10 protein-coding genes and 1 pseudogene are annotated in these 10,914 nt (G+C 65.2%); 3 read left to right on the forward strand and 8 right to left on the reverse strand.

Annotation, left to right across the window (positions count from 1 at the left end; all coding sequences use genetic code 11):
* From P3W85_RS35385 to P3W85_RS35395, 3 genes are all read right to left on the reverse strand, one after another.
* A partial coding sequence (locus P3W85_RS35385; protein ID WP_276268190.1) for a DsbA family protein occupies window positions 1–148 on the reverse strand: 148 nt, incomplete at its 3' end.
* A 79-nt stretch (window positions 149–227) separates the two neighbouring features.
* A complete protein-coding gene (locus P3W85_RS35390; RefSeq protein WP_276268184.1) occupies window positions 228–467 on the reverse strand; it encodes a DUF1289 domain-containing protein in 240 nt (79 codons plus the stop codon).
* Window positions 468–554: 87 nt separating this feature from the next.
* Entirely contained in the window at window positions 555–1,613 is a 1,059-nt protein-coding gene (locus tag P3W85_RS35395) for a 3-keto-5-aminohexanoate cleavage protein (RefSeq protein ID WP_276268185.1), read from the reverse strand.
* 166 nt (window positions 1,614–1,779) lie between these two features.
* Here P3W85_RS35395 and P3W85_RS35400 point away from each other — a divergent pair, with 166 nt between their 5' ends.
* Window positions 1,780–2,850: an AraC family transcriptional regulator gene (locus P3W85_RS35400; protein ID WP_276268186.1), complete on the forward strand. Its 1,071-nt coding sequence runs from the start codon at window positions 1,780–1,782 to the stop codon at window positions 2,848–2,850.
* 151 nt (window positions 2,851–3,001) lie between these two features.
* Here the strand turns inward: P3W85_RS35400 and P3W85_RS35405 are convergent, their stop codons facing one another.
* The 3 genes from P3W85_RS35405 to P3W85_RS35415 form a co-directional block, all read right to left on the reverse strand.
* The gene (locus P3W85_RS35405) at window positions 3,002–4,171 is read right to left on the reverse strand and encodes a porin (RefSeq protein ID WP_276268187.1); all 1,170 of its coding nucleotides are present in this window, start codon (window positions 4,169–4,171) and stop codon (window positions 3,002–3,004) included.
* Between the two features lie 190 nt (window positions 4,172–4,361).
* Window positions 4,362–4,931 carry an RBBP9/YdeN family alpha/beta hydrolase gene (locus P3W85_RS35410; protein ID WP_276268188.1) on the reverse strand — a complete coding sequence of 190 codons (570 nt, stop codon included), beginning with the start codon at window positions 4,929–4,931 and terminating at the stop codon, window positions 4,362–4,364.
* Window positions 4,932–5,021: 90 nt separating this feature from the next.
* Window positions 5,022–6,368 carry an MFS transporter gene (locus P3W85_RS35415; RefSeq protein ID WP_430869682.1) on the reverse strand — a complete coding sequence of 449 codons (1,347 nt, stop codon included), beginning with the start codon at window positions 6,366–6,368 and terminating at the stop codon, window positions 5,022–5,024.
* A 422-nt stretch (window positions 6,369–6,790) separates the two neighbouring features.
* On the opposite strand from P3W85_RS35415, the gene P3W85_RS35420 reads away from it, so the two are divergent.
* Together P3W85_RS35420 and P3W85_RS35425 are read left to right on the forward strand one after the other, a co-directional pair.
* Window positions 6,791–7,096 (forward strand): DUF485 domain-containing protein, encoded by a 306-nt coding sequence (locus tag P3W85_RS35420; RefSeq protein ID WP_017225014.1) that lies wholly within the window; start codon window positions 6,791–6,793, stop codon window positions 7,094–7,096.
* Window positions 7,093–8,754 carry a cation acetate symporter gene (locus tag P3W85_RS35425; RefSeq protein WP_035807419.1) on the forward strand — a complete coding sequence of 554 codons (1,662 nt, stop codon included), beginning with the start codon at window positions 7,093–7,095 and terminating at the stop codon, window positions 8,752–8,754. The genes P3W85_RS35420 and P3W85_RS35425 overlap by 4 nt, the downstream gene beginning before the upstream one ends.
* A gap of 108 nt (window positions 8,755–8,862) precedes the next feature.
* Here P3W85_RS35425 and P3W85_RS35430 read toward each other — a convergent pair whose 3' ends face one another.
* Both P3W85_RS35430 and P3W85_RS35435 read right to left on the reverse strand, forming a co-directional pair.
* Window positions 8,863–9,768 (reverse strand): hypothetical protein, encoded by a 906-nt coding sequence (locus P3W85_RS35430; RefSeq protein ID WP_276268189.1) that lies wholly within the window; start codon window positions 9,766–9,768, stop codon window positions 8,863–8,865.
* 416 nt (window positions 9,769–10,184) lie between these two features.
* Window positions 10,185–10,772: pseudogene (locus P3W85_RS35435) on the reverse strand (ISNCY family transposase); the annotation flags it as partial.
* Between the last annotated feature and the right edge of the window lie 142 nt (window positions 10,773–10,914).

Genomic DNA, 10,914 nt, shown 5'->3' on the forward strand with positions numbered 1-10,914 from the left:
GGGCGTGCCAGGCGAGGCGCACGGGCACGTCCGGCTGTTCCTGCGCCCAGCGGGTCAGCGCCGCATCGAGATGGCGCTTGCCGATCAGGCACCAGGGACAAATCAGGTCGAAGTACACGTCGACCGTCAGGGAAGGCTGAGGGGTCATGAGAGCTGCAAGCGGAATGCCGCCACCGGCCTGCGGGCAGCGGCGGCGGTGTGAAAGGGGAGGACGAGGCGAGGGCGGTTCAGCCCTGCGGCCGCTCCGGGGCGGCCGCGGCCGCCGGCCGGTGCAGCGCCGGTCGTCGGCGCGCGACCTCGGCCAGCACGGCGCTGCGTTCCTGCGCGGTCATCCGGTCCCAGCGGCCGATCTCCAGCGCGGTCCTGCCACAGCCCTGGCAGTACTTGCCTGCCAGGTCCATGCGGCAGATGTTGATGCAGGGGTTGCCGGCAGCGGCTTCGGCTGGATCGGAATCGGTACGGCTCATCGGTGTCATCCTGCGCGCAGGGCGCGGCAAGCTTGCCCAATCGGCCCGGCTGCCCGGAAAGTTGCGCAGCCGGGCCCGGCAAGCGGTTCAGGCGGCGTTGCGCAGCGGCAGGTTGCGCTGCCCGGCCTTGCGATTGGGGGCCATGCCGTTGGCCGCCAGCGTTTCCTCCACGCTGTCATACCAGGTGTCGATGCGGTAGATCCGGCGGGCCTCCTGGCCCGAGGCGATGTCGCGGCCCAGCTCGCGTGCCACCCGCACGCACTGCTCGATCTGCTGCACCGAGGTCATGCGCTGGCCGTGCTGGTCGATGATGGTGTCCTCGATGCCGCAGCGCGGGTGCAGGCCCATGGCCATCGCCATCATGTTGAATGGCAGCACGTTCTTCAGCAGCGATTCCGCCGTCAGCGTGCAGCCGTCGGGCGCGCGGTGCACGAAGTTGACGAAATTGAACGGGTTGGGGCCGTCGAAGCCGCCGCCGATGCCGATCCAGGTGAGGTTCAGCGGACCCTTGTAGACGCCCTTGCGTACCAGGCGCTCGAGCGTTTCGAGCGCGTGGATGCCGGTGAGCTGGAAGTGCGGCTGGATGCCCGAGGCTTGCAGGCGGCGCAGGTGCTCCTCGACCCAGGCCGGGCCTGCGGGCACGGTCATCTCGCTGTAGGCGGCCTGGTAGGCGGGGTTCTCGAGCGATGTCCCCTTCAGGTACTCGGGGTAGAGCAGCTCCATGATGTTCATCTGGGTGGTGTTGATCGCCACCGTCACCTGGTCCGGCCTGGGCTGCAGGTCCGCCAGCATGTGACGGGTATCGTCCGACAGCCACTTGGCTGCCTCGCCCTCGTCCTCCGGCGCGAAGGAGATCGAGCCGCCCACCTGGATGATCATGTCGGGTACCGCCGCGCGCACGCCGGCGATCAGCTCATTGAACTTGGACAGGCGCTTGGAGCCCTTGCCGTCGAGTTCACGCACGTGCAGATGCAGCACCGTGGCGCCGGCGTTGTAGCAGTCCACCGCCTTCTGCACCTGCTCCTCCATGGTCACGGGGATGTCCTCGGGGAAGTCCTGCGGCATCCACTCCGGGCCGTAGGGGGCCACGGTGATGACCACCTTGTCCTGGTTCTCGGGGTGCAGGGAATCATCGAGGAATTGCATGTTGTCTCTCCTGTTCAATGTTCTGGCATCGCCAGCGCGTTGCGCGCGGGGCGGGAGCCGTTCGGGTTGATCGCTTCCGGATGTCGGAAGTATCGTGCAACGGTGCCGATGGATTTGACGATCCGGGACGATCAATTTACATTTAGGGACAGTCAGGGAAAACACGATGTCCTACTATCTACGCAGCGCCAGCCTCACCAACTACGTCGACGTCGCGCATGCCTTGGGGCTCGATCCCTACCAGCAGCTGCGGGCGGCCAAGATCAGCCGCAACGTGCTGCTGGACCCGGACATCCGCATTCCGGCGGCCCATGTGGGCAGGCTGCTCGACGCCTCGGCGAAGGCGGCGCGCGCAGACGATTTCGGCCTGCGCATGGCGGAGCAGCGGCAACTCTCCAACCTCGGCCCGCTGGCCTTCGCGGTGCAGGAGCAGCCCACCCTGCTGCGGGCGCTGGAGTCGATGGTGCGCTACATGGACCTGCAGAACGAGTCGTTGTCGATGCGGGTCGAGCGCGATGGCGAGCTGGTGATGATCCGGCTGCAGTTGCTGAGCGACGAGGCCATCATGCTGCGCCAGGCGACCGACCTGGCGGTCGGCGTGATGTTCCGCATCCTGAGCGTGTTCCTCGGCCCGTCCTGGCGCCCGCGCAGTATCAGCTTCTCGTACCCCACCCCGGCCATCACTGCCACCTGGCTGCGCGTGTTCGGCATGCCGGCGCTGTTCAACCAGGACTTCGACGGCATCGTCTGCAAGGCTGCCGATCTCGAAGCGCCGCTGCCATCCTACGACCCGGTCATGGCACAGCAGGTGCACCAATATCTCGCCACGCTGCTGGCACAGTCCAACATCACGATGCAGGACAAGGTGAGGAAGCTGGTCTACGTGCTGCTGCCCTCCGGCCTGTGCTCGGTCGAGCGCGTTGCGCAGCACCTCGGCGTGGACCGGCGCACCATTCACCGGCACCTCGACCAGGAGGGCACGACCTACTTGGGCATCGTCGGGGAAGCGCGCGCCAGCCTGGCGCTGCGCTACATCGAGAACCGCGAGCGCCAGCTCTCCGAAGTGGCGACCCTGCTGGGTTTTTCGTCCCTGAGCGCGTTCTCGCGCTGGTTCGCCGACCGCTTTGGCTGCAGCGTGACGCGCTGGCGCGGACGCGCCAGCGCGGCCGACGCTGCGGATCCGGCCTTGGGGGCCGTACCGGCGCCAGCCGCCCGCCGGCCTGCCGGGAAGGCCTAGGACGCGCAAGGGAGCGGCAGGCGCGGGGGCGCGGCCGCGCAGGTTGTTCCCGGGCAACTCAAAAAAAAGCCACCGTCGCGGGTAGTCATACGGTGGCCCCAAATCGAGCAGGGTGTCGGCGGGGCGGCCGCGCAGTGCGGCCACCACCGCGTCAGAACTTGTGGCGCACACCCACAGCCACGCCCAGCATTGAGCGCTGGCCGCTGGCCAGCGCATAGCTGTTGCCCAGGGAGAAGCTGGTGGCATAGGCGGTCGCCACCGAATCCAGAGTCAGTCCGGCGTTCTTGGCGAAGGCCGCCGACAGGTAGACATCCGTGCGCTTGGACAGGTTGTAGTCGGTGACCAGGGCAACCTGCCATGGGTTGGCCACCTGCGTGCTGCCATACAGATTCCTCACGGTGTCGTAGTTGTACTCGAGCGTGAGGCCCAGCGCCGGCGTCACCTGGTAGTTGGCGCCGAGCCAGTAGAAGTCGTCGCGCCCGATCACCGCGCCAGCCGCGTTTTTGTTCTGGCCCCAGCGGTAGCCCCCCATGACCTTGGCCGGCCCGAAGGTGTAGCTGGCAGCGACCGTCGCTTTCTTGAACGTGCCGCTGCCGATGCCAATGCCGATGGTCGGGTTCCACTGGTCGTAGCCGAGCGCCAGGCCGAGCGGTCCCGCTATATAGGTGGCGGCGGCGCCGTAGGCCGAATCGCGCCGGAAGGCGCCGGGAACTTCGCCGTTGCCGCCGACCGGGATCGCCACGCCGGCGGTCTGCGGCAGGGCTAGGCCGGTGCCGAAGGAGAAGTGGGCCAGTGCCGTGACCGGGCCGAACTGGCCGGTGTACTTGATGGTGTTGTCCTCGCGGAAGTTCGCACCGGACTGCAGCACGATCGGTTCATACTGCGTGGCATAGGCGGTAGGCGAAAAGTTGGCCAAGGCCTCGAACATCGAGGTGTACTGGCGGCCCAGCGTGACCTGGCCCAGCGTGGCCGACTGCAGGCCGACGTATGCCTGGCGGCCGAACAGGCGTCCGCTTTGCTGCAGCGTGCCGGTGTCCAGGTTGAAGCCGCTTTCCAGCGCGAACACACCCTTCAGGCCGCCGCCAACATCCTCGGTGCCGCGCAAGCCCCAGCGCGAGCCGGACAGCCCGCCGGAGTTCATGCGGTAGGCGCTGGCCGCCGGCCCCGGGTTGAACTGGTTGGCGGCGGTCGGGATCGCGCCCACGTGGTTGACGTATTCCACATTCATATCGGCCACGCCGTAGAGCGTGACGCTGGACTGCGCGCCGGCCAGCGCCGGGCAGGCGAGCAGAGAGGCCAGGGCGGCTTGCTTCAATTTCATCGGTGTCTCCTCGTTCTTGCTTGAGTCTTTGCTGCGGGATGTCGTGTCGATGGACTGCTGGATCGGGGCGGAGGCGTTGCGCGGTGCTCGGTGATCTCCGTGCCGGCTTCGTGCATGGGTCCGGGGCCTGTTGCGCCCCGGGGGCGCCAGCGGGCAACCCGGCGAGGCGGGGGCGGAGCCGCCGGCCGGCTCAGTCGCCGGCCAGCAGCTGCGCCAGAAGTTCCGTCGCGCGGGGCCAGGGACCGTAGCCGGCCGCCGGATTGAGATGGCCCACTTCGCCCAGGTCGACCAGGCGGCTGCCCCAGGCATAGGCCATGCCCCGTATGCGCTCATAGGCGGCCAGCGGATCGTTGCGGCTTGCCGCGACCAGGCTGGGGAAGGGGAGGGCGAAGCGCGGCGCCGGCAGCCAACCATTGGCTTCCAGCGTGGCGCAGTCGGGATAGCCGGGCGGCAGCGGCTGGTCGAAGTCCGGCGGCGTGGCCAGCAGCGCGGCGCGGATCGGGCGCCGGTTCTGCGCGGCCCAGTGCACGGTGATCATCACGCCCGCACTGTGGGCCACCAGCACCACGGGCCCGTCGATGTCCGCCAGCGCGGCGTCGAGCGCCGCCACGCGGGCCGCGCAGCTCAGCTTGTCGTGCTCCAGCGGCGGCACGGAACGCGCGTTCGGCAGCTGCGCCTGCAGCAGCGTCTGCCAGTGGTCCGGCACATGGTCGCGCAGGCCGGGTACCAGGAGGAAGGTGATATCGGAATCGAATTTCATGGAATGCCTGTGATGCCTGGGATGCTTGCAAGTCGTTGCGATGCCTGTAATGCGCCTCGATGTCCGCAGCGCGTGTGGCTCTGCGCTGGCTCAGGCGGCGCGTGCCTCGCGCCGGCGTTGCAGCTGCTGCAGGTCGGCGGCGTAGTGCCGGCGGCCGATGGCGAAGACTACGGTGGCGCCGAGCCCCGCCAGCGGGATCAGTTGCAGCGTGGCGAGCAGGCCGATGTGGTCGGACACCATGCCGGTGACGAAGGGGCCAGGCGCCAGGCCGAGCAGGTTGTTGGCCAGCGTGAGCGTGGCGAAGGCCGTGCCATGGATGCGCGGCTCGGTGAGATTGGCCACCATTGCGCTGGTGGGCCCCGCAGTGCCGCCGACCAGCAGCATGCCGGCGGCGAGCAGCACGAGCTGCGCGGTGCTCGGCGGCAGGCGGAAGGCCGCGGCCAGCAGCGCGCAGCAGAGCGCGCTGTAGGTGATCGAGACCAGCCACTTGCGCGCCGGCACATGGCGGGCCAGCCGGTCGGTCAGCGTGCCGCAGGCGATCATGCCGGCACCGCCGGCCACCACGAGGCCGGCCGCGGTGACCCCGGCACGGTCCGTCGCCATGCCGTAGTAGCGCGACAGGAAGCTGGGGATCCAGGCGAGCAGGGCGCTCATCACCAGCAACTGCAGCGCGCTGCCGACATAGGCGCAGAGGATGGATGGCGCCGAGAACAGGGCGGCCAGCAAGGGGCGCAACGTCATCCTGCCGGGCGCCGCGGCAACCTCCTCTTCCTCGCCCAGCGCGCGCCGCTGGGCCTGCACGCGGGTCTCCGTGATGCACACACGGAACAGGGCCACCACCGCCAGGCCGAATAGCGCCATGCCGGCGAAGGCCCAGCGCCAGCCAAAATGGGAAGACAGCAGCCCGCCCAGCGCCATGCCCAGCACCGAGCCGAAGGCCCCGCCGGCGATAAAGGCGGCGCTCAGGCTCGCGCGCAGGTGGCGCGGGAACACCGACAGCACCAGGGCAATGCCCACGCTGCCGTAGGCCGCCTCACCGACGCCGACGCACAGCCGCGCCAGGAACATCTCGCCGAAGTTGGTCGCGAGCGCGCAGCCCAGCGTGGCGAGGCTCCACATCGCCGCCATCCAGCCCAGGCTGCGAACCCGGCCCCAGCGGTCGCACAGGATGGACAACGGAAAGGTCAGCACGCCGACCATCAGCGCAACCACGCCGCCGAGCGCGCCGAGCTGCGTATCGCTCAAGGCCCATTCGGTCTTCAGCAGCGGAAAAACGACGTTGAGCACTTGGCGGGACATGTAGTCCGACAGCAGCAAGCTGAAGCTCAGCGCGAAGACCAGCCACGGATACCAGCGTCTGCCCGCGCTGCCTGTAGTGCCCTCTGTGCGTGTGGCGCCGGCAGCCATGGCGGCACGGTTCGTATGTTGTCCCAGCATGTCAGCTCCTGTCGGAAAACCTCGTCGCGCTCCGGGCGTGGACCTCGGAACTGCGGCTTCGCACCCCGGTCGTGGCGGGGAGGCGTAATCGATGGCTGGGAGTATCTAGGATCGGTGCAATCTGGTTTGTCATTACGTGACAAGTTTTTTGCATACGGTGACAGTGCGGGAAAACGTGGAGATCAGTCCGGAGCGGCAAGCGACGCATTGGAAAGCGGTCAGCTACGCGTTTACCCCGAGGCAATTCGATCCGCCATGTAAGACGTGGGTAAGGGGTACCGATTAACTTATCGGCACGGAATTCGGATGACGCCCACGCAAATGCGCCTATCGCCGCAGCACGCTGACGCGGGCGACTATCGCGTCCGGCGCTGCACCGACTGCATCCGGCAACGCAAGGCCATAGATGGCAGGAGACATAGATGAATGAAGATCTGGTCGCAAGACTGAAGGCAAATCCCCGATATCGCGAGCTTGTCCGCAAGCGTACAAGGCTCGGATGGTCGTTGACCGCCATCATGCTCGTTATCTACTACGGATACGTCCTGCTGATTGCATTCGATAAGGAACTCCTTGCCACAAAAATAGGAAGTGGCGTGATGACGTGGGGCATGCCGATTGGCCTGTTCGTGATCGTCTTTACCGTTGCCATCACCGGTTTCTACGTACGCCATGCCAACGGCTCCTACGACAATCTGACCGAGCAGATCAAGAAGGAGGTGGCATGAAAGCGAATCACGCAGTCGTTGCCTGCTGGGCGCTGCTTCTGTCATCGGCCGCACTCGCGGCCGGTGGAGACCTTGGGCAGGCGGTGCGGCAGCCAACCAACTGGACAGCTATCGGAATGTTCGTCGTGTTTGTCATTGGCACGCTTTTCATCACAAAGTGGGCGGCAACGAAGACAAAATCAGCAGCGGCGTTCTACACGGGCGGAGGCGGCATCACCGGCTTCCAGAACGGCCTGGCGATTGCCGGCGACTACATGTCAGCGGCTTCATTTCTCGGCATATCGGCTGCAGTTTTCACCAATGGCTATGACGGGCTGATCTATTCCATTGGCTTCCTCGTCGGCTGGCCGATCGTCACCTTCCTGATGGCGGAGCGGCTGCGCAATCTTGGCCGGTTCACATTTGCCGACGTTGCGGCGTACCGCTTCAAACAGGGGCCGGTCCGTGCGTTCGCGGCGTCGGGCACGCTGGTGGTGGTCGCGTTCTATCTGATCGCGCAGATGGTGGGCGCCGGGCAGCTGATCAAGCTGCTGTTCGGGCTGGAATACTGGATCGCAGTGGTCATCGTGGGTACGCTCATGATGGTGTATGTCCTTTTCGGCGGCATGACCGCAACGACGTGGGTGCAGATCATCAAGGCCTGCCTGCTGCTCGGCGGAGCTTCGTTCATGGCCTTCATGGTGCTGGCCCAGCATCACTTCAGCCCTGAGGCTCTGTTTGCGAAAGCGGTCGAGGTCCACGCCAAGAAGGACTCCATCATGAGTCCCGGCAACTTCATCAAGGACCCTATCTCGGCCATCTCGTTTGGCATTGCCCTGATGTTCGGTACGGCTGGCCTGCCGCACATCCTGATGCGATTCTTCACCGTGCCCAACGCCAAGGAAGCGCGCAAGTCGGTCTTCTGGGCGACTACCTGGATCGGTTACTTCTACATCCTGACCTTTATCATCGGTTTCGGCGCGATCGTGCTGGTAGGAACGAACCCGAGCTTCCAGGATGGGAGCGGCAAGCTGCTTGGTGGCGTCAATATGGCGGCCGTACACCTTGCCAGCGCGGTAGGTGGGAACGTGTTCCTCGGTTTTATCTCAGCAGTGGCGTTTGCCACGATCCTGGCCGTCGTTGCCGGACTGACGCTTGCCGGCGCATCAGCCGTTTCGCACGATCTCTATGCAACGGTATTCAAACATGGCAATGCGTCCAGTCGCGATGAACTGCGTGTATCGCGTATCACGACCGTCATCCTCGGCCTGGTCGCGGTGGTCCTTGGCATTGTCTTCGAGAAGCAGAACATTGCATTCATGGTGTCGCTTGCCTTCGCCGTTGCGGCCTCAGCCAACTTCCCGGTGCTGTTCATGTCGGTGCTGTGGAAGGGCTGCACCACGCGAGGCGCAACCGTGGGCGGCTTCCTGGGACTGTTGTCGGCGGTGGTTCTCACCATCCTGTCGCAGGCCGTCTGGGTCGACGTGTTCCACTTCAAGAACGCGCCGTTCCCCTACACGTCCCCGGCACTGTTTTCGATGACGATCGGCTTCCTCGGCATCTGGCTCGTCTCGATCACCGACAAGTCGGCAAGGGCGCGCCTGGACAAGGCCGGCTTCGAAGCCCAGGAGCTGCGCTCCGAGACCGGGATCGGTGCAGTCGAGGCGGCAGGCCATTGATGGAGGCCACGGCGGATCCGATGTGATATTCCACTTTAAAGCTCCGCTCCGCCCCGGCCTGCCGTGTCCGCCTGTAAGCCGTCATATGAACTGTTGCTTCGACATCGGTCAGTGCCCCCCGCTGCCGCCTTGCGCATGGCCGCTTATGAGAGCTGGCGCGAGTTCGAGCAGCGCGGCTGCGCGTTGCTTCACCCGTGGGACCGGGTCCGTCTGCATCAAAGTCTCGATGGCATTGCGTAGGGCACGCTCGCTCGGGGGGTTTCCCAGAGCAGGGCGTATCCGCCGCAGGAACGGAGTACGCGGCCTGGCGATGGCCAAAAGTGCATCAATGGCAATCAGGCTCAGGGGCCGGCCAGCTTTAAACCAGGCATCCGCTTTGGACCAGCTGAAGCCCGACGCTGCAGCCAGGTAGCCCCATGCATCAACCGATGGCTCGCTCGCGTGGGTTTCAATCCAGTCAAGGGCCATCGTAGACCTGAAGTGCGACAAGGCTCCGAACAGCTGCCGCCGCTCTCTCTCCGGCATCGCGTCCAGTGCGTCGACGACCAACTTGAAACCCTCGTCAAGGGGCAGGCATGCCGCCGTAGCCTCTGCGAGGGACCGGAGCAAGCGATAGTCTGGCGAGGCCTGCCACGCGCGTCTGGTCACAGGAGCTCCCTCCGTGCCAATGAGCGCCGCCACTTGCAGGACTACAGAGCGGACCGACAGATTGCGCGTGCTATCAAAACGGTCAGAAAGACAGGCCAGGACTTCCTCGGCAGGCAGGCGTAGCCATGCTGCGCGCAGCTCGTCATCCAGCTGCCATCGTGTTATGGAGTAGCCCAAGAGTGCATCAGGCGACTGCTGGACTTGTCTCAAGTTCGGGGCTGGGTACAGGTAGGGCTGGTCGACATCCTCTTCAGGCTGGCTCGCTTCCCCGTCGTCGTCATAGAAGTCGTCGTGCAGCAGGAACTTCGCCCACCCGTGCCTCTTCGCCAGGTTGAACCACTCGAGCGGACGAAGCGAGCGGCTCATCAGCCGGACGTGACATTGCTGGCAGACGAGGTACGGCTCATCTGGGTCGTCCGCCCGCTCCCCTAACGAGGAAGGGCGCCGCTCGCATGCTTGGCAAAGAACTGTCATGGTGGGATAACTCAGCGGCAAGCTTGGTGTATCCACGATTCCTTATAGGTAGCCACAACGCGCCCTTTGGATTGATATTGACGCCATCGTACCTTATTCCTTATGTTCATTTTTGGCCTCATCAATCAACGCACCACATACCATTCGCCAGTATGGCGGAGGCTGAAAGCGGGGAATCGGACAGATGCCTCCACCAGGCACACGCAATTCGCGTACACGCGGCTGGTCCGCCAGCAAATATAGCGTCTTATCGTACTGCAGCGTCAGGCTCTGCGACACCTTGCGCCATTCGCGCCAGGTCCTCATCAAGCCCGTGTCGCCTCAAAATACGCAAAGGCCGATTCGGTTGGCACGAAGCGCAGCGCCATCAGTTGGCTGGTGGCATCGTCCACGTAGACCAGCAACGTGCAAGGCGAGGAGCGGTCTTCGAACCAGGCATGGTCGCTGCCATCGATCTGGATCAGTTCACCCAGGCAGGCACGCCGATTCCTTGGCTGGTGGACCTTGGGCGGACGCAGCCGGTGCGGCACCCAAAAACCCGCGTCGATCATGAGGCGGCGCACGGTCTCCTTGGCCAGCGTGATGCCATGGCGTTCACGCAGCTTCTCGCAGGCCAGGGTCGGGCCGAAGTCGGCATAGTCGTCACGGATCAGGCCGAGCGCCCGCGCCGCAAGACCCGGCGGTGTCCGGTTGTTGGCCAATTGACCCTGGTGGCGATTGAGCAAGCCGGCGGCGCCGTCCTGTTGGTACCGCCGCGGCAGGCGCAGGGTCTGGCGGGAGGTCAGCCCCAGTCTGGAGGCGGCAATCCCTGTCTTGAGATAGCCGTCGGCCAGCGCCTGGATGACCTTGAGCCGGTCAATCTGCCGCATCGTCATGGTAATGGCTCCTGCTGGCATGACGGGCTCCGTGGCGCTGGAAGCCGTCAAGCTTACGCCTGCCAAACTCGGACATTTGAACTTGGCCAGAACCGGACATTACCGCTTAGTCGCTGCATACGTGTCTAGGCTAGATTCAGATGTCCTCCCGCTGGCTAGATCA

Origin of the sequence: Cupriavidus basilensis, from assembly GCF_029335485.1 — a bacterium.
Lineage (GTDB): Bacteria > Pseudomonadota > Gammaproteobacteria > Burkholderiales > Burkholderiaceae > Cupriavidus > Cupriavidus basilensis_E.